Raw genomic sequence first — 17325 nt, forward strand, 5'->3', positions numbered from 1 at the left:
GCCTATTTTTCTTTGTACGTCGTATGGCTGTGCATAAGATGGCCAATCAAAGAGTCCTCATTAACGGTTCCCGCAGCTGCTTTTTCGTCAACCGGCGTCCAGTCGATGCCTCGTAATTTGATCAAGTTGCAGAACTGGTTCGCAGATGCGGGCATATCCGTCAGCCTCTTCAGTATGTTTGCCGCGTCCCATCTCGCCTGACTTTGCAGGAGGAAGGGATCGTCTTCGGCTTTGAACAGCAGAAGACAATGGCTATTTTTTTGCCGGCGCAGAACCATCTGACCTGCGATATGCATAGAAAAATGACGGACTTTCTCTATCCCATGACGAACATCATCCAAGTTAACTTGGCTGCGTAAGTCACGAATGTACTGATCTGAGCCGTGTACAACCGACTTCATGAACTCGTGATACCAGTCCTCAACGAACCATCCTCCGGGCGGGGATGCGAGGAACCAGTTTTCCACGAGAGGATACGTCATATCCTTGGTTTTGCTCTTTATATAATATCCTACAAAATCAGACCCGCATATCTGCTGCGCTTCCGATATAAAATCCAACGGTCCCCGAACGATCGTTGTAGCATCAAGCCAGATGCCACCGTATCTGCGTAGCAGTGCAAGACGTAACCAATCAGCCCTCCTATGAACCCCATCATCGAAGATGCTTTCGGGCGCATCGTGCAAGAAGTCCTGAATGGTAGTCTTTGTGAGCAGATTGATTTCGTAGCTAGGATTGTGCCTACGCCACGAAGTTACGCAGGCTTCAACCAGTTTTGGCAGGCTATTATCGTCCCAGTAAGCCCAGATCCTCTGGGGTATCTTCGATTCCTGCGCTCGCCACTGCCCAGAACCTCGCCAAGTGATAGATTGCAGAGCAAGGTTTTCGCGACGAGGAGTGAGGTCTTCCCTTGGGTACTGCGAGGCCTGAAGGGCAACTGCGACCTGCTGCGTTTTGTTGCGTCGAAATAGATTGATCATGGATTGCTTGAGCTTTTCTGTCGGACGACAATCAGGGATGTGGCGCAGACGGCCATTGCAACATCTCTCGCCCTAATCGGGGGGCGAGAGCCAATGACACTGTGGGCACCTGTTTCGTCCCACGAGCAGCCCACTTTTGCACCGCCGCTAACGTCAGAAGCCAAATCAAGAGCACACTGAAGGTCACTGGTGTAACTAGGAACGCGGCGCAATGTCTGACTACCCGGTGGGTACCATCGCTTGAGGAGCTTTTGTGAAGTCTCGCCGGTGTTCGCGTCCGTTGTGGTCTCGTAGGCCCGCGACCACCCTAGTATTTCTGCAATACCATCATCCATGTCGCGATGGGGAGTATCGTCGCGCATAAGCCTTTTGATGAGAGCGTCAATAACAGAGAGATCATTCATAGCGCCGACTTGTCTTTCATGTGGGAAACGGCTGCGAGGCACAGCGCGATTGCGCTAGTCTTGGCGTGAAAGGGCGCCCCCCCCTCTAGCTGGGCTCTTGCGCTTCCGTTCTCGACGACGAGAGCGCAGGGCAAACCCGCGGCCACTTCCTGTACTAGCATCCGAGCCTCCTGGGCACCCTTCGTGTAATGGGGCACTTCACGGACCTCGCCGGAAGGAACAAGCCACATTTTCTGCTGGACCATTCGGCTCTTATCGCTTGCGGTATCCGAAATGGTGGCGAATCTCTTTGACCATCCCAACGCCTCGGCGATATTGTCATCGACGGCGCGCGACGGGCCTTCAAGATCGAGAAGCGCGTTGATGAGTTTTTGAAGATCCATGTATTCGTTCATAAGTGGTTGCGGATCATTTCTTGTTACAGTTTTATGACGACTTTAATCAAGTAGGAGCGCGAGCACTGATCACCGGTCAAGATAGGCAAGAGGCTTACGATGACCTGAGCCCCATCTTCCCTCCGATTTTCAGGAGAGTTGCTCTGAGACTGCTCTGAGACCGAACCTTGGACCGCCGGAAGCTGGAGTTTTCCGGCTTTGATCACGATGGCTGGCTGGTTGTGCCACCGGGATTATGCAGGTCAATCGGGACGTCATATCCGATCGCCGAGTGAGGACGTTCCTCATTATAGTATCGACGCCAAGTCTCCAACTTTTCGCGCGAATCCGCAAGGGTCAGGAACCAATGGGCGTTCAGGCACTCCGCCCGCAGCTTGCTGTTGAAGGCCTCGATGAAGCCGTTGTCGGTCGGCTTGCCAGGCCGCGAGAAGTCCAGGGTGACGTTGTTGGCATAGGCCCACAGGTCGAGATCACGAGAGATGAACTCACTGCCGTTATCCACCCTTATCGTCTTCGGATATCCGGTCTTCCTGCAGATGCCTTCCAGGGTCTGGACCATGTCTTCGCCTCGATAGGTGAAGCGGGCGTCGGCGGCCGGACAGTAGCGCGAGTGCATATCGACCACGGTCAAGATGCGCAGCTTCTTGCCGGTGGCGAGCTGGTCGTGAACAAAGTCCATCGCCCAGACATCGTTCGGGCCGACAGCTTCTTGGCGGTCGTCCCGAAGCTTGGCCTTCACCCGGCGCTTGGGATGCTTGTTGCGCAGCTGAAGACCTAACTCGCTGTAAATCCTGCGTGTCTTCTTCATGTTGATCTTCCATCCATCGCGGAGCAGGTGGACATGGACACGCCGATAACCATATCGCACGCGCGTCTCGCAAATCTCCTTGATGCGTCGTTCGAGTGGGGCCTGTCCGGTGCGGCGGGATTTGTAATGGTAGGTCGACGTGTCGAACCTCAGAACCTTGCAGACCCGTCGGATCGAGATGCCCCAATCCACCAGCATCCCGTCTATCAGCTTGCGCTGCCTGACAGGCCTCGGAGCTTTCGGCGGATGACATCCTGGAGCATCTCGCGGTCCAGTGTCAGATCGGCAACGATTTTCTTGAGCCTGGAATTCTCATCTTCCAGAGCTTTCAATCGGCGCATCTCATCGGGCAGCAGCCCAGCGTACTTCTTGCGCCAATTGAAATAAGTTGCTTGGCTGATGCCCGCCTTGCGGCAAATCTCTGCCACCGGCACTCCGTCATCGCCCTGCTTCAGAATGAACGCTTTCTGCGCGTCCGAAAACTTCGATGCCTTCATAGCTTCCGCTCCTGTTCCCAGCCGGGAATCTAGCGCGGAAAACTCCAATTAAAAACGATCCAGTTTTTGGGGATCAGAGCAGGGATCAGAGTACGTCAAGCGTCAAATCTTATACCGAGATTTACTCACATCAGGTAATGGTCGACGAGCAATATCGCTCCCAATCCACCATCATCGCCCTCCGTTGCTCGAGCAAGTCAGTACGATGATAGGCTGCCTCCGACATGCTTTTTATCGTATGGGCCAGCGCTCTCTCGGCCAGGTCGCGCGAATACCCGTGCTCAGAAGCCCAGTCGCGGAAGCTAGAGCGGAAGCCGTGGGCAGTGGCTAGGCGGCCCGGTGTGTCGCTTTCGATTTCCCTGTCGCGCAGAAACTTGGTCAGAACCATATCGGTCATCGGCTTGCCTGTCCGAGAAGGGAAGACTAAGCCCTCTCCAGTTTCGGATTTTTCCAACTGATCATCAAGAATGGCGATCGCCCTTGGCCCTAGTGGGACGCGATGCTGGACTTTCGCCTTCATGCGCGCTGCCGGGATGACCCATAGCGCATCATCGAGATGCAGCTCTTCCCACCGCATCTGACGCAGCTCGCCGGAACGACAGGCTGTGAGAACCAGAAGCTCCAGCATCCTGCGAGACACTGACTCTCCCTCCTGAAGCATCGAATAGAAGGGCGGCATCATTCGCCACGGAAGGGCTGGCTGATGTTCTACTCGTTCTCTTTTGCCAGGCTGCTTTGGGAGGATCTTGTCTACTACGGTGACCGGGCTGGCAAGAATGAAGCCGTGCGCGGCCGCCCAGTTCATCACCGCGTCACAGCGCTGCCTGACGCGAGCGGCTGTCTCAGCTTTCTTCAACCAAATCGGCTTGAGGCAAGCCGCAAAGTCAGCCGGGGTAAGATCGTTGACCAGTCGTCGGCCAATTTTCGGGAAAACGTACTGCTCAAGCGACGTCATCCATTGTTCTGTGTGCTTGGAGTTGCGAAACCCTTCCGCCTTGTCAGCGTGATGTTGTCGGGCGGCGGCCTCAAACGTGGGAACGGCAGCGATCCTTGCAATCTCCCGCTGTTCCGCACGCCTCGCATCCACAGGATCCCTGCCGCTCTCTATCACCCCTCTCGCTTCCATTGCCTTCATACGGGCGTCACGGATGGAAATGGATGGATAACTGCCAAGGCCCATTTCGCGCCGCTTGCCGGTCAGCGGGGAGATGAAGCGGATAATCCACTTTCCGCTGCCGGCCGATACCGCCGCAGGAACAAGATACAGCCCTGCCACCGTTCCATCGGAGATCGGCTTGTCGCCCGCCTTCATCTTCCGCGCTTTCGCGTCGCTCAACATTTCCCACCCCTTAAATCGGATTGCTGAACACTCCACTAGCCCGCCACGCAGCCCGCCACAAGAGGCAATATTGCGTGATACGGGCTGAGATGAGTTAAGACACAGGTCAGTCAATTTAAATCTTTATTTTCAGATACTTGTGTATTTATTTTCGCCCCAAATGATACAAATTGAGACACCTAAAATAGCAGTCACCTTGTCTGCCCTATTTATCGACGCGACAGGATGCAACGTCCAGCACCCTAAGCGAACGGAACGACAAGAGGCACGAAGCTGCGACCCAAAAGGCCATTGTTCGGTAACGATCACCCATGAAGATCAAGCAAGGTGAATGGGCTGGAGCTTGCCGCATGTTCAGACACGGCAACAGGATCTGAGGCTCAGAACCAGACGGGGCCGCTCAGATAAGTGGAGCACGCAACCATAGAGCTGCGGGAGCGCGGCTAAAGGCATCAACTTTCATCAGGGAAAATCAATATTCTGAGAAAAAATGGTGCCCGGAGGCGGATTTGAACCACCGACACGCGGATTTTCAATCCGCTGCTCTACCAACTGAGCTATCCGGGCATCCGAGGCTTTATCAAGCCTGCCGGTCTTTCCAGACCGTCCGAAGGAGGTTTCCTGCGGGAGCGAGCGGGGTTATAACATCTTGTTCGGCCATGTCCAGCACCCGTCGCTACTTTTTTGACAAGTTTGCGAAAATTCCGAATTCCCCAGCAAAAACAGCCGTAAAGCCAGGGCTCTACGGCTGTGGAGAACGTGTTGGCAGAGCTGACGCAGGCGTCTCCCGCATGCAGGCAGGCGTCAGTCGCGCCCGTCCGGGTCGTTGGCCTTGCTCTCGTCATCGGCCACCGGAATGGCATAGGAACCCTTCAGCCAGCGGGAGAGATCCAGGGTACGGCAGCGCTCAGAGCAGAAGGGATAGTCTTCGCGCGAGGATGGCTTGCCGCATTCAGGACACGGGCGGGCTTTCCTGAGCGGCTCGACCTTGCCGCCCGGCTTGATCGGTTCGGATGTCATGTGAGCAACTCCTTTTCGGCTCTGTAGGCGTTTTCTGTCAAAGCACGCTGCGAGCATTCAGGTCGCTTGCCGTGCCTTGCTTCCCGGTTTTTCGCGCATGCCCTTGTCCAAGAACCGGCTCCCCTTTTCGGGAAACATGCTTTGGGGCGTTTCGTCTTCGCTGGAAGTGCGCGACGGCTCAATATATCTGCGACGATGCAGCTGCCTCGCGAAACCACTTGCAATCCCTGCTGGAATTGAGTTGCTCCGCGCGCCGTTCCCGGTCGGTCAAACTTCTGGCCAGGCTCCCGCAACGTCGAAACCTTCGCCGGCGAGAAGCGACGTCACTTCATGCAGAGGCAGGCCGACGACGTTGGTGTAGGAGCCGACAAGTTTCTGCACGAAGGCGCCGGCAATGCCCTGGATAGCGTATGCGCCCGCCTTGCCGCGCCATTGGCCGGACGCGAGGTAGTTTTCTATCTCGCGGGTCGAGAGCCGCTTGAAGCGCACCTTGGTCTCTACCACCGTCTGGCGGTACTGGCCGCCGGGCGTGACGAGGCATATGCCGGTATAGACCCAATGGCCGCGACCGGAGAGAAGATGCAGCGCCGACGACGCCTCCTGCGTATACTCGGTCTTTTCCAGGATACGCCGGCCGACGGCGACGACCGTGTCGGCCGAGAGGATGTAGCTGTGGCGCCAGGTCGGGTCGTCCTTTACCGCCCGATGGGCTGCTTCGGCCTTCTCGGCACTCAGACGACGCGCCAGCGAGCGCGGATGCTCGGCCCGCTTGGGCGTCTCGTCGATATCCATCGGCATCAGGCGCGCGGGCGCTATGCCCACCTGATTGAGCAGGTCGAGGCGGCGCGGCGAACCGGATGCCAGTATCAGCTTTTGCTCAAGCGCCATGTAATGCCATGCCCTGCCGGAAGTTCTGCTTACTTGAAGCGGTAGGTGATACGGCCCTTGGTAAGGTCGTAAGGCGTCATTTCAACGAGAACCTTGTCGCCGGCAAGAACGCGGATACGGTTCTTGCGCATGCGGCCTGCGGTGTGGGCGATGATTTCATGCTCGTTTTCAAGCTTTACGCGGAAGGTCGCGTTCGGCAGCAGTTCCGTGACAACGCCCGGAAATTCAAGGACTTCTTCTTTAGCCATTTACTGGTGTTCTTTCTGTGGTTGAACGCATGCGCTATCGGATTCTCCGACCTGCGCCGCAAAATTGGGCGGAAACTACACAATCGTGTCGCCTTTGTGAACCTAGCTTGAAAGCTAATCTTTCAGGCGCTCAAATGCTTGCCGGCGGCGGGCGTCGGATCGGCTTCATACGCTTGTCGATCAGCTTCCACAAATGGTCGCGAACCTCTCGATAGGCATCAAGCCGCTGTTCGCGCGTGCCGGTCACGACCGTCGGGTCCATCGTCGGCCAGTAGACGACGTCTACCGGGCTCGTACGCGTCAGTTCCAGTGCCAGGTGATGCGCCTCCGGCGCCAGCGTGACGATCAGGTCGAAGAAGTTGTCCTCGATCTCCTCGAGCGTGCGCGGCCGGTGCGGGCGATTACGGCTGAGCGTCAGGCCAACTTCTTCCAGCACCGCATCGACAAAGGGATCCGGCTCACCGGAGCGAACGCCGGCCGACTGGATGTAGATATCGGGTTGCAGCAGGCTTTTTGCAATGGCCTCGGCCATCGGCGAGCGGATCGAGTTCTGCCCGCACATGAACAGGATCGCATTCGGAATGCCGATCGTCTGCTTCCGGTTCGGGCTTGGTGCGTCGGATGCCATGGTCAGCCGCGCCAGTAGAGCACGCAAACGAGCGTGAAAAGCCGCCGCGCCGTGTCGAAATCGACGCCGATCTTGCCGTCGAGGCGGTCCATCAGCGTCTGCGAGCCCTCGTTGTGAATGCCGCGCCGGCCCATGTCGATCGCCTCGATGCGCGAGGGTGTGGCCGTCTTGATCGCCTCGTAATAGCTCTCGCAGACCATGAAATAGTCCTTGATGATGCGGCGAAAGGGGGTGAGCGACAGGATATGGGTCGCCACATCCTCATCGCCTTCCGTCGTGATCGTCAGCACGAGCCGAGCATTGGCCAGCGAAAGTCTCAGCTTGTAGGGACCGCCGCCATGGCCGAATGGCGTGAACGAGTTTTCCTCGACAAGATCGAAGATCGCCACGGCGCGTTCGTGTTCCACGTCAGGGGTAGACCGCCCGATGCTATCGTCCAGCACGATATCACAGAGACGAAACGCCCCCTGCCCCATGGTCAGCCCTCGCTATTGAGCCGGATCGATACCGACCGCGCATGCCCATCAAGCCCTTCGGACGTGGCCAGAGTGATCGCCGCCGGCGCCAGCTGCCGCAACTGATCGGGGCCGAGGCGCAGGATCGACGAGCGCTTGACGAAATCGAGAACGCCGAGACCGGACGAAAAGCGGGCGGAGCGCGCCGTCGGCAGGACGTGGTTGGAGCCGCCGACATAGTCGCCGATCACTTCCGGCGTATGGCGGCCGATGAAGATCGCACCGGCATTGACGATGCCCGGCAGAAGCGCATCGGGATCGGCAACGGCGAGTTCCAGATGCTCGGCAGCAATGCGGTTTGCCAGAGGCAGCGCCTTCTCAAAGCTTTCGATGAGGATGACGGCGCCGAAATCGCGCCAGCTGGCGGTGGCGATCTCGGACCGCGACAGGGTCTTCAGCTGGCGCTCGACGGCGGCCTCGACGGCCTTGCCGAACGCCGCATCGTCGGTCATCAGAATGGACTGGGCGCCGGCATCGTGTTCCGCCTGGGCGAGAAGGTCGGCGGCGATCCAGTCCGGGTCGTTGTCGCGGTCGGCCACGACCAGCACTTCAGACGGACCGGCGATCATGTCGATGCCGACGGTGCCGAAGACCTGCCGCTTGGCGGCCGCGACATAGGCATTGCCGGGGCCAACGATCTTTGCCACAGGCGCGATCGTTTCCGTACCATAGGCAAGCGCTGCCACGGCCTGCGCGCCGCCGATACGGTAGATTTCGGTGACGCCGGCGATGCGGGCGGCGGCCAGCACGGCCGGATTGATCTTCCCGCCACCGGCCGGCACGACCATGACGAGACGCGGCACGCCGGCGACCTTGGCCGGCACCGCGTTCATCAGCACGGAGCTTGGGTAGCTTGCGGTGCCGCCCGGAACATAGAGGCCGACAGCCTCGATCGCCGTCCAGCGGGAGCCGAGACCGACACCGATCGCATCCTCGTAGATATCGTCCTTCGGCATTTGCCGGGCGTGGTGCTTTTCGATGCGTTCGGCGGCCAGCCTCAATGCATCGATCACGGCGGAATCCGTCGCGGCAAAGGCCGCGTCGATCTCTGCTTCCGAAATGCGGATGCCGGCGATTGCGAGGTCGACCTTGTCGAAACGCGAAGAGTATTCGATCAGTGCAGCATCGCCACGGGCGCGCACATCGTCGATGATCGCCTTGACCACGACATTGACGTCCTCGGAGACCTCGCGCTTGGTCGAAAGAAACGCGGTAAACCGTGTTTCAAAATCCTCGGATGTTTGCTCAAGCCAGCTTGCCACGCGGGTCGTCCTTCCATGCCATCATCATATCAGGCCGGGAGCAGTCGGTGATCGGGGTCGGCGATCAGGGATGGTGCGGCCTCGTTGCGGTTTCCCACGCGCCGCCGATATCCGCAAGTGCGACTTCGATGCATTCGACATCCAAAGCAACGGTGCCGCCGCCGGACAGCAGCAGCTCGACCGTTCCTTCCGGGCCTTCGCCCTTCTGGACGAAGCGGACGGCAAGCAGCGACAGCACCTCATCGCGACGAGCGCGGTTGACGCCGGTGGAGCGGACGGCCTCGACGCGTTTGAGGACGAGGGCTGCGCGATGCCGCTCGAAGCCCTTGCGCTTGCCGGTGGACGCTTCCCAGTCGAAACGGTTGGCGGCAAGCGAGAAGGTCTTCTCCGCGGCCGACCAGCGGGTGTCGACAAGCTTGAACACCGCATCCTGCATATGGGCCGAGATGACACCCAGATCATCCGTATCGAGAGCGAGAAGCTTCAGCGCGGTCATTCGTCCTGTTTCCATGCTTGGAGCGGCCCGCAAAGCAATGCGGGACACTCGTTTTCCGATACGCTGGAGATAGGATGGCGGCGACCAAGAAACAACAGGGCGCGGCCGCCCGCACGATCACCTGCCGGCGCTGGCGCTTATTTGGGGAAGTCGGCGGACAGGCTGACATCCTTCCACGCCTCGATCTGGTCGCGGCGCTGCTGCAGCTTGCCGGTGATGCCGTTATAGGCAAGTTCGCCAAGCACGAGGTGGCGCGGCGGCTCAGCGGCCTCGGTCACCTTGATCATCGCCTCGCCGGCGCGCACCGGGTCACCCGGCTGCTGGCCGCTATAGCCGGATGTCTGGTTCATTCGGGCGCCGGCAGTCTCCTGATATTCAGCTATGGCCACCGGCGTCTGCTTCAGCGAGCGGCCGGCCCAGTCGGTGCGGAAGGGACCCGGTGCGACGCAGGTGACCTTGATGCCGATCGACTCACCTTCGGCGGCAAGCGCATCGGAGAACCCTTCGACCGCATGCTTGCTTGCCGCATAATAGCCGGAGCCGGGGAAGCCGATGAAGCCTGCCTGCGAGGTGATGTTGAGCACATGGCCCATGCGGCGTGCACGCATGCCCGGCATCACGGCACGGGTCATGGCAAAGAGGCCGAAGACATTGGCATCGAACATGGCGCGGATTTCAGCGTCATCGCCTTCCTCTATCGAGGCCTGGTAGCCATAGCCGGCATTGTTGACCAGCACGTCGATCCGGCCGAATTTTTCTTCGGCAGCCTTTACCGCGGCCTCGATCTGCGACTGATCGGTGACGTCGAGATCAACGGCGAGCGCGTTTTCATGGCCTTCGACCAGATCCGCAAGCCGCGCCTTGTCGCGGGCGGTGACGATCGTCGGCCAGCCGCGCGCAAGCGTCAGCTTGGCAAGCTCGCGGCCGAAGCCGGTTGAACAACCGGTGATGAACCAGACGGGGGAAGATGCATTGGACATGAAAAAACTCCGAGGAAAACCGGATCATGAATATGAGGCGGAATGGTGGGTGGGATACCGTACTGACATAGGCGTACGAAAAAGGGCGGCAAGGTTTTGACCTGCCGCCCTTTCCGCAAAAATCACAATGGCGTTCGCCGGGTCAGTCGCTGACGCGTTCGACGATCGCACCGCAGCGGGTAAGCTTTTCTTCCAGACGCTCGAAGCCGCGATCGAGGTGGTAGACGCGGCTGACCATCGTATCACCTTCGGCGGCAAGGCCGGCGATGACGAGCGAGACGGAGGCGCGCAGGTCGGTCGCCATGACCGGTGCCCCCTTGAGCTTCGAGACACCTTCGATGCGCGCCATCTGGCCCGAGAGCGAGATCTTTGCGCCGAGGCGGGCAAGTTCCTGCACATGCATGAAGCGGTTCTCGAATATCGTCTCGGTGACATGCGACACGCCGGAGGAACGCGTCATCAGCGCCATGAACTGCGCCTGCAGGTCGGTCGGGAAGCCGGGGAAGGGCTCGGTGACGATATCGACCGGCTGAATGCCGTTGCCGTTGCGGACGATCCGCAGGCCGCTGTCCGTCTCGGTGATTTCGGCACCGGCGAGGCGCAGCGTATCGAGCGCATTGTCGAGCAGCGAGGCACGGGTGCCGGTGAGCGTCACGTCACCGCCGGTCATGGCAACGGCCATGGCATAGGTGCCGGTCTCGATACGGTCGGGCAGGACGCGGTGGCGGGCGCCGTGCAGCGAAGACACACCTTCGACGGTGATGGTGCGGGTGCCGGCGCCGGTGATCTTGGCGCCCATGGCGATCAGGCAGTCGGCGAGATCGACGACTTCCGGCTCGCGCGCGGCGTTGTCGATGACGGTCGTGCCCTTTGCAAGCGTTGCCGCCATCATCAGAACGTGGGTCGCACCGACCGAGACTTTCGGGAAGGTGTAATGCGCGCCGACAAGGCCGCCCTTCGGAGCGGAGACGTTGACATAGCCGCCATCGATCTCGATTTCGGCACCCAGCGCGGCAAGGCTCTCGAGGAAGAGATCGACCGGACGCGTGCCGATGGCGCAACCGCCCGGCAGCGAAACGCGGGCCCTGCCCTCACGCGCCAGAAGCGGGCCGATGACCCAAAAGCTTGCGCGCATCTTGGAGACCAGCTCGTAAGGGGCGGTCGTATCGACGATGGTTCGGCAGGTGAACTGAATGGTGCGGGCGTAGGTTTCCGCCTGGCCTTCGCGGCGGCCATTGACGGAAATGTCGACGCCGTGGTTGCCGAGAATGCGCAGAAGCTGCTCGACATCTGCCAGATGCGGCACGTTTTCAAGCGTCAGCGTGTCGCTGGTCAGAAGCGAGGCGATCATCAGCGGCAGGGCTGCATTCTTGGCGCCGGAAATCGGAATGATGCCGTTCAGCTCATTGCCGCCGGTAATGCGGATACGATCCATGGTTGAAAAACTTTCCCTCTCAAGCGCACAAGGCCGCGTCCTTAGACGAAAAGCCCCGGCTCATCAATGTTTGTGAAATCCTGGAAAAGACCCCGTTGCACGGAGTAGATCAGGATGATTCGTCCGATTTTGCGGCGGCGGGTGAAGATGCCGGCAGACCCTGTGTTTCGTCGGCCTCTCCGGCGCGGCGGGCGCGCGACTGGCTTTTCCGCCGCATCAGGTTTTCGCGAAGCTTGGCTGCGGCCTTGCGTTTTCTGTCCGCTTCGCGCGCTTCCTGCGCCTTGCGGGCACGCTCGCGGCGGTCGGTCTCGTTGCTGTCGTCATTTTCGGCCATGGACTTCCTTAGCCAAAAAGCCCGGCAAACAAAAGCGTCACGGCGGTTTTCCCCATGCCGCGTGAAATAACTTGGAATTTGCTGCTTGCGCTCGTCCTGAACCTATGGCAATAGGCCGCTCACCAACGACGCGGAACAAACCGCGCCGCCTGAATGCTGCTATAGCTCAGGGGTAGAGCACTCCCTTGGTAAGGGAGAGGCCGAGAGTTCAAATCTCTCTAGCAGCACCATCACTCCCCCATTGAAATCGCTATTCCTTTGAGGAATTAGGCTTTTCGTTACCGCCGACTGGTACAAAACGGTGGTACAACGATGAGTATCAGAATGGCGTCCCCTTTACTCCGCAACTCAGTCTATTGGTTTCGTAAGGGCGTGCCAGATGACCTTCGCCCAATCCTGAAAAAGACCGAAGAGAAGTTCTCTTTGAGGACACGGGACCCAGCAGAAGCGAAGGTCAGGTTCGCAAAGGCGCTAGCTGAAGTGGAGGAGCGGTGGGCACGACTTCGACAGGGAGAAATCGAGCTAACACATAAGCAGTCGCTTGCTATTGCTGGACAGATTTATCGCGAGATGATCGCGGAACAAGAGGATAATCCAAAAGCGAACTTCAGCGAACATTCCTTTGACGGCTTCAGGCTTGGAAAAAAGGATGTAAAAATGATCCCGCTGACAAAAGACCAGGCCCTAGTGGATATGGTCCTTGCTCGAATGCGGCAGCGACACGAAGACCACAATATCGGCCGCATCGACGCGTTCCTTCTTCGAGAAGGATATCGTCTGCGTGCAGAAAGTCGCGAGAAGCTACGCAGACATGTCGACGAAGCAATTTATGCCGCACGCGGCAAGCTTAACAATATGGCTACTAGAGGCGACTACAGTCCTGACCCTGAAGCCGAAAAGTTTCCAGCATACATTTCCCCCCGCACATCAAATTCCGAACAACCGGCGGACATACCCTTACTGTCGGTTGCCATCGATGAGTGGATTGCCGAAAAAACCAGAGCTAGCGGCAAGAAAAAGCGAGCGGCATGGAGTCCGCAAACAGCGGGAAGTTACGAATTAGCCGCACGGCGATTCCTAGCGCTTGCAGGTGACCGTCCGCTATCCGACTACAAGAAAAAAGATGCCAAGGCATTTAAGGAAGCCTACCTCTCGCTTCCGAGAACGGAGTTTCTCAAGAAGAGTTTCGTCGGTCTAAGCTTTCCTGAAATCATATCGAAAGTGAAAAAGATCACTGCAGAAACTCAACTCGCAGGCACCGAGCTACCATTCATTTGCGTTGATGAGTCAACCATCAACAAGAACATAGGGTTTGTCCAAGCTTTATGGGGTTGGGCAAAAAAACAGTATGATGACGTGCATACAAACCCATTTGAGGGAATGAAGCTCACCGGGCAGACAGATGCGGTTGATCAGCGTGACCCTTTCACCACCGAGGAACTTCAGAAAATTTTCGACGCACCCGTGTTCACAGGTTGCAGATCGTCGAAGGCTTGGCAGACGGCAGGCGAACATATCCCTTACAACGAAGGAATTTACTGGATTCCCCTGATCGGTCTCTTCACAGGAGCCCGCTCTGGTGAACTCATCCAACTGGACGTAGATGACCTCGTCGAAGAACGTGGCATCCTGCATTTCAAGATTACAGCACGTCGGAAGGGGCAAAAGGTCAAGTCGAAGAATGCCGTCCGAAAAATTCCCGTCCACTCAATGCTTATCAGGCTCGGTATCCGGGAGTTTGCGGAGGCCCAACGGAAAAAAGGATCGCGGCTATTTCCTGAGTTTCCACGTGCATCCAATGGCACTTACTCCACCGCATATTCTTCACGGTTTGGTCGGTTCCTCGCAAAGCTAGGCATTAAGACTGAAAAGAACTCGTTCCATAGCTTCCGTCACACTTTCGAGGACGAAGCTCTCGACAGCGATATCTCGGTAAATTTCGTAAATAGCCTTCAGGGCCATTCGAATGTGGGAATGGCCGGCCGATATGGCTCTGGCAAGGTGCGCCTGAAAGCGCTCCATGCAGAGTTTGAAAAGGTCGCATTTGAAGAACTCGATTTCAGCCGTATGCTAGCCGCCAGAAATCGATAGAGCCTATCAGACTTCGTTCTACCGCTATTGCTCGACCTGTCTGGACCAGCAAAAGAAGGACATCGTCAGTTTTGGTGAGCGGACGTAGGGTGTGCATATCCTGAAGAACCAGCGGATGGGCAAGCTTTTACATCCGAGGTCCCATGCTCGCTTGGTCGCCTCCAAGGGTAGACATTTCAGAACCTACCGCCGATCTCGCTTCATGTACAAGTACTTGATGATGAAGACCTAGAGTTCGCGTCTCAGCCCAAATTCTGTAGATTTTAATTGACGCTTGACCGCTGCGTAGATGCAGGTGAGCATGAAAAAACCGCTATCCACGGGCTCGCAACCCTCCAGCGGTTTTTCTTGGGAATGTTCGAAAATGATGAACGATCTTTTCTGCATTGTAAAGCTGCCGTTGACGGCTGAGTGATCGCGAGGCTGGGACATATCCCAGCCGATCAGAGCCCCACTTTACCCCGCGAAAGTTGTCAACATTTTTGGCCTGACGGAACGTTCTGTTATGAGGCCTTTGGTCCTCGACAGCATCTGCAAGCACTCCACCCCGAGAATACCAGAAGCCGTAACGGTGTCCGCAAGGGCGTGGTGTCGTTCGCGCAGCGCGTGCTGGACGGCAAGAAGAATTGGAAGGAATGGACCGTCCCCGTTGGCGGCGATGCTATTCTTCAAGCCGAGCAAATCCTTCGAGCCGGCGGCGAGGACGTGTATATCAGTCAACAGGTGTTCAGCCGTTGGCGCGGCATTGCGGACCTCACGGCCCTTGGCTCGAATTACATCGATCTCGATTATCACCAAGTTGCCCAGTGGAAGGAAAAGCGGCCCGTCGATGTTGCCGCAGCGGTTCTCCACAAACTCGGAGAAGACGGCATACCGCTTCCATCCTATATCCTGTCGACGGGCCGCGGTCTGGTATGCGTCTGGCTGACAGAACTCCTACCGCCAATGGCTCTGCCGCGTTGGAGCCAGGTGCAAAAGACCTTGGCCGGCGCGCTTACCAAATTTGGCGCGGACAAGCGTGCGCTCGATGCCGCGCGCGTCTTCCGACTTTCTGGAAGCACCAACTCCCGAGCCGATTGGAATCGGCGTCACGTCGGTATGATCTGGTGTCAGGGAACACCAGATGCGCCGACACGTCACGTATTTGGCACGCTCGCGGATGAGGTGCTGCCCTACACTCAGGCCGAAATCATTTCGCTCCGGGCGGAGCGTGCCGCCCGCAAGGAGGAGCGTGAGGGACGAACCAAACAGACGATCCAAAAGCTAACCGGCGCGACGTACTGGTCCGCCGTTCACGATGACCTCCAGAACCTTCGCAGATGCCGCAGTCCCGAGACGGGAACACTCCCGCCAGGGCAGCGTGACATCTGGCTTTTCATCGCGGCGAACGCTCTTTCCTGGATAGACGCGGTGGACGACATGGAGCGGGAAATCCGTATACTTGCGATGCAATCGGCGGGCTGGTCGGAATCGGAGTCCAAGGCCAGATTGAGCGCCGTTGTGAAACGCGCACGACAGGCCGCTTCTGGGAAGACGATGCCCTATAACGGCAACGAGGCCGATGCCCGCTACAGAATGCGCGCGGATACAATAATCGACTGGCTTGAGATCGAACCCGAGGAAATGCGTGCCGCCGACCTCCGGGTGCTCATCGACACGGACAGACGCCGTGAACGTGGAGCTATGCGCCAGACGGAGAGTCGCCGCCGACGCGGCGCGAAAGACCAGGGCGAGCAGAGGGCCGCCCGACTGGAACTCGGCAGGAAGTGCCTCTACCTTTCGGTCAAGAACGGCATGAACCGCGATGACCTCGCCGCACATTTCGGAGTTTCGACGGGGCAGATTTCCAAGGCCATGAAAGAAGCCCGCGTCGACACGCAATAGTCACGACGATCAGAAAACACAGCATCCGTCACGATTCGTCACGGTGTATGGTATGTTTACCGAGGCTTGGGGGAGGCCGAAGGCCAGGGGGTGCTTGCACCCCCACCCGATCCTATAAAAATCATCTTTCTTCTCTTGCTCTGCCGCTCCCCACATACGCGGAGCCGAAAAACGGGCATGGTAATGATGTGACCTTGCGCCATAGGCCAGAAACGGAATGCGGTATCGGGCGTAGTCGGTCCCAGGGTCCGCCTACCGGCGGCGCATTGCTACCCTTCCTGCGGCTACCCCTATTCCGAATACCACATGCGCGAATTCCCGCCTCATCCCTATTGGGTCGCTATGCTTGGGGCTCCGATATGCTCATGTCTCTCATGGTCGCGTAAAACCGCGCTAAAGGGCGGATTCCGCGATTTCGGGCATCGGCATCGAAAAATGAGGCTCCCGGAGGCTCGCACAGTGCTAATAAGCCCTTCAGACGTAGTCTGATACCTCCCGAAATCTCCCCCTGCCCTGACGCGCAAGCCGGCCATCGTGCGCCCTCTGTCAATGTCCGTCGGACATCCTCCACGCTGTTTCGGCCCTTCTGGGTGACTGCCGCTGTGCGCGATGGCATCCTTGAAGCATCGGGACGGGGAACGTCTCGGCCGCCCCTGCGGAGCGGGTTCTCGCGGCCGGCGGCCCGCATCGAACAGGAAACAAGCCAGGAGCCGAAATCCCTCGAATTTGACTGACTTCGCTCACCGCACATCCGGCATGTTGCAACTCTCACGCGTTGTTTCCCTGGGCTCCTCTATTGCCAGAATTATAATCAAGGTGCTGGAAACGTTGGAAATCGAGGCAAATCATGTCGATCAGATCGACCCTATTCAAAGGTTTGACGTACAACATTCGGGTTGAGGAATTCCACGATCAGGATGCCGCCGGATGCCTCATTGGATACGTCGCATCGATCTACGTGGAAACCGCATCCACGCGGCATCTCGTCCGTCGATCACGTCTTCCTGGTGTTGCCGAAAACCTACGTCGGGAGATCGAGCGCGACGGTATTCAGGCTGTCCGACGCTTTGCTCAAACCTGAAGCACTCAGCCCAGTGCGGCGCAGATCAATCGTAGGCCGC

General features: G+C 58.1%; 17 protein-coding genes and 2 tRNA genes. 4 read left to right on the top strand and 15 right to left on the bottom strand.

Features of this window, described 5'->3' with window-relative positions; genetic code table 11:
- Positions 1-2: 2 nt before the first annotated feature.
- From AC0JZ4_RS02900 to AC0JZ4_RS02970, 15 genes are all read right to left on the bottom strand, one after another.
- On the bottom strand, positions 3-980 hold the full coding sequence (locus tag AC0JZ4_RS02900) for a glycosyltransferase family 32 protein (protein WP_471884957.1): 978 nt from the start codon (positions 978-980) through the stop codon (positions 3-5).
- Between the two features lie 400 nt (positions 981-1380).
- Positions 1381-1779: a hypothetical protein gene (locus AC0JZ4_RS02905; RefSeq protein ID WP_471884958.1), complete on the bottom strand. Its 399-nt coding sequence runs from the start codon at positions 1777-1779 to the stop codon at positions 1381-1383.
- Positions 1780-1981: 202 nt separating this feature from the next.
- Positions 1982-3084 (bottom strand): IS3 family transposase gene (locus tag AC0JZ4_RS02910; protein WP_471884959.1). Its coding sequence is split into 2 segments (ribosomal slippage): positions 1982-2823 and positions 2823-3084, totalling 1104 coding nucleotides; the frame shifts between segments, so codons are not numbered across the junction.
- A 130-nt stretch (positions 3085-3214) separates the two neighbouring features.
- Positions 3215-4423, bottom strand: coding sequence for a tyrosine-type recombinase/integrase (locus AC0JZ4_RS02915; protein WP_471884960.1), 1209 nt, complete (start codon positions 4421-4423; stop codon positions 3215-3217).
- Between the two features lie 491 nt (positions 4424-4914).
- A tRNA-Phe gene (locus AC0JZ4_RS02920) sits at positions 4915-4990 on the bottom strand.
- Between the two features lie 237 nt (positions 4991-5227).
- Complete coding sequence (gene yacG, locus AC0JZ4_RS02925; RefSeq protein ID WP_471884961.1) at positions 5228-5443, bottom strand: DNA gyrase inhibitor YacG; 216 nt, start codon at positions 5441-5443, stop codon at positions 5228-5230.
- 267 nt (positions 5444-5710) lie between these two features.
- Positions 5711-6331, bottom strand: a complete 621-nt coding sequence (locus tag AC0JZ4_RS02930) for a Maf-like protein (RefSeq protein WP_471884962.1) — start codon at positions 6329-6331, stop codon at positions 5711-5713.
- A 29-nt stretch (positions 6332-6360) separates the two neighbouring features.
- Entirely contained in the window at positions 6361-6579 is a 219-nt protein-coding gene (infA, locus tag AC0JZ4_RS02935) for a translation initiation factor IF-1 (RefSeq protein WP_004435948.1), read from the bottom strand.
- A gap of 130 nt (positions 6580-6709) precedes the next feature.
- On the bottom strand, positions 6710-7207 hold the full coding sequence (locus AC0JZ4_RS02940; protein WP_471884963.1) for an arsenate-mycothiol transferase ArsC: 498 nt from the start codon (positions 7205-7207) through the stop codon (positions 6710-6712).
- Positions 7208-7209: 2 nt separating this feature from the next.
- On the bottom strand, positions 7210-7683 hold the full coding sequence (locus AC0JZ4_RS02945) for a UPF0262 family protein (RefSeq protein WP_471884964.1): 474 nt from the start codon (positions 7681-7683) through the stop codon (positions 7210-7212).
- A gap of 2 nt (positions 7684-7685) precedes the next feature.
- Positions 7686-8984 (bottom strand): histidinol dehydrogenase, encoded by a 1299-nt coding sequence (hisD, locus tag AC0JZ4_RS02950; RefSeq protein ID WP_471884965.1) that lies wholly within the window; start codon positions 8982-8984, stop codon positions 7686-7688.
- Positions 8985-9048: 64 nt separating this feature from the next.
- Positions 9049-9480 (bottom strand): DUF2948 family protein, encoded by a 432-nt coding sequence (locus AC0JZ4_RS02955; protein WP_471884966.1) that lies wholly within the window; start codon positions 9478-9480, stop codon positions 9049-9051.
- Between the two features lie 137 nt (positions 9481-9617).
- Positions 9618-10460, bottom strand: a complete 843-nt coding sequence (locus tag AC0JZ4_RS02960) for an oxidoreductase (protein WP_471884967.1) — start codon at positions 10458-10460, stop codon at positions 9618-9620.
- Between the two features lie 142 nt (positions 10461-10602).
- Positions 10603-11895 carry a UDP-N-acetylglucosamine 1-carboxyvinyltransferase gene (murA, locus tag AC0JZ4_RS02965; protein ID WP_471884968.1) on the bottom strand — a complete coding sequence of 431 codons (1293 nt, stop codon included), beginning with the start codon at positions 11893-11895 and terminating at the stop codon, positions 10603-10605.
- A 109-nt stretch (positions 11896-12004) separates the two neighbouring features.
- On the bottom strand, positions 12005-12229 hold the full coding sequence (locus tag AC0JZ4_RS02970) for a hypothetical protein (RefSeq protein ID WP_471884969.1): 225 nt from the start codon (positions 12227-12229) through the stop codon (positions 12005-12007).
- Between the two features lie 155 nt (positions 12230-12384).
- On the opposite strand from AC0JZ4_RS02970, the gene AC0JZ4_RS02975 reads away from it, so the two are divergent.
- The 4 genes from AC0JZ4_RS02975 to AC0JZ4_RS02990 all read left to right on the top strand — a co-directional run bounded on the left by AC0JZ4_RS02975 (position 12385) and on the right by AC0JZ4_RS02990 (position 17285).
- Positions 12385-12459: transfer RNA gene (locus AC0JZ4_RS02975), tRNA-Thr, on the top strand.
- A gap of 82 nt (positions 12460-12541) precedes the next feature.
- Positions 12542-14320 carry a DUF6538 domain-containing protein gene (locus tag AC0JZ4_RS02980; protein WP_471884970.1) on the top strand — a complete coding sequence of 593 codons (1779 nt, stop codon included), beginning with the start codon at positions 12542-12544 and terminating at the stop codon, positions 14318-14320.
- Positions 14321-14905: 585 nt separating this feature from the next.
- Positions 14906-16204 carry a hypothetical protein gene (locus tag AC0JZ4_RS02985; RefSeq protein ID WP_471884971.1) on the top strand — a complete coding sequence of 433 codons (1299 nt, stop codon included), beginning with the start codon at positions 14906-14908 and terminating at the stop codon, positions 16202-16204.
- An 847-nt stretch (positions 16205-17051) separates the two neighbouring features.
- Entirely contained in the window at positions 17052-17285 is a 234-nt protein-coding gene (locus AC0JZ4_RS02990; RefSeq protein WP_471884972.1) for a hypothetical protein, read from the top strand.
- The last annotated feature ends 40 nt before the right edge of the window (positions 17286-17325 follow it).

The sequence above is a fragment of the [Rhizobium] kunmingense genome, from assembly GCF_977018605.1.

Coding starts and splice junctions, on each gene's coding strand:
- AC0JZ4_RS02930 (WP_471884962.1), bottom strand. CDS start 6,331: ATGGCGCTTGAGCAAAAGCTGATACTGGCATCCGGTTCGCCGCGCCGC.
- AC0JZ4_RS02970 (WP_471884969.1), bottom strand. CDS start 12,229: ATGGCCGAAAATGACGACAGCAACGAGACCGACCGCCGCGAGCGTGCC.
- AC0JZ4_RS02945 (WP_471884964.1), bottom strand. CDS start 7,683: ATGGGGCAGGGGGCGTTTCGTCTCTGTGATATCGTGCTGGACGATAGC.
- AC0JZ4_RS02980 (WP_471884970.1), top strand. CDS start 12,542: ATGAGTATCAGAATGGCGTCCCCTTTACTCCGCAACTCAGTCTATTGG.
- AC0JZ4_RS02905 (WP_471884958.1), bottom strand. CDS start 1,779: ATGAACGAATACATGGATCTTCAAAAACTCATCAACGCGCTTCTCGAT.
- AC0JZ4_RS02900 (WP_471884957.1), bottom strand. CDS start 980: ATGATCAATCTATTTCGACGCAACAAAACGCAGCAGGTCGCAGTTGCC.
- AC0JZ4_RS02955 (WP_471884966.1), bottom strand. CDS start 9,480: ATGACCGCGCTGAAGCTTCTCGCTCTCGATACGGATGATCTGGGTGTC.
- yacG (WP_471884961.1), bottom strand. CDS start 5,443: ATGACATCCGAACCGATCAAGCCGGGCGGCAAGGTCGAGCCGCTCAGG.
- AC0JZ4_RS02915 (WP_471884960.1), bottom strand. CDS start 4,423: ATGTTGAGCGACGCGAAAGCGCGGAAGATGAAGGCGGGCGACAAGCCG.
- AC0JZ4_RS02960 (WP_471884967.1), bottom strand. CDS start 10,460: ATGTCCAATGCATCTTCCCCCGTCTGGTTCATCACCGGTTGTTCAACC.
- AC0JZ4_RS02940 (WP_471884963.1), bottom strand. CDS start 7,207: ATGGCATCCGACGCACCAAGCCCGAACCGGAAGCAGACGATCGGCATT.
- AC0JZ4_RS02990 (WP_471884972.1), top strand. CDS start 17,052: ATGTCGATCAGATCGACCCTATTCAAAGGTTTGACGTACAACATTCGG.
- infA (WP_004435948.1), bottom strand. CDS start 6,579: ATGGCTAAAGAAGAAGTCCTTGAATTTCCGGGCGTTGTCACGGAACTG.
- murA (WP_471884968.1), bottom strand. CDS start 11,895: ATGGATCGTATCCGCATTACCGGCGGCAATGAGCTGAACGGCATCATT.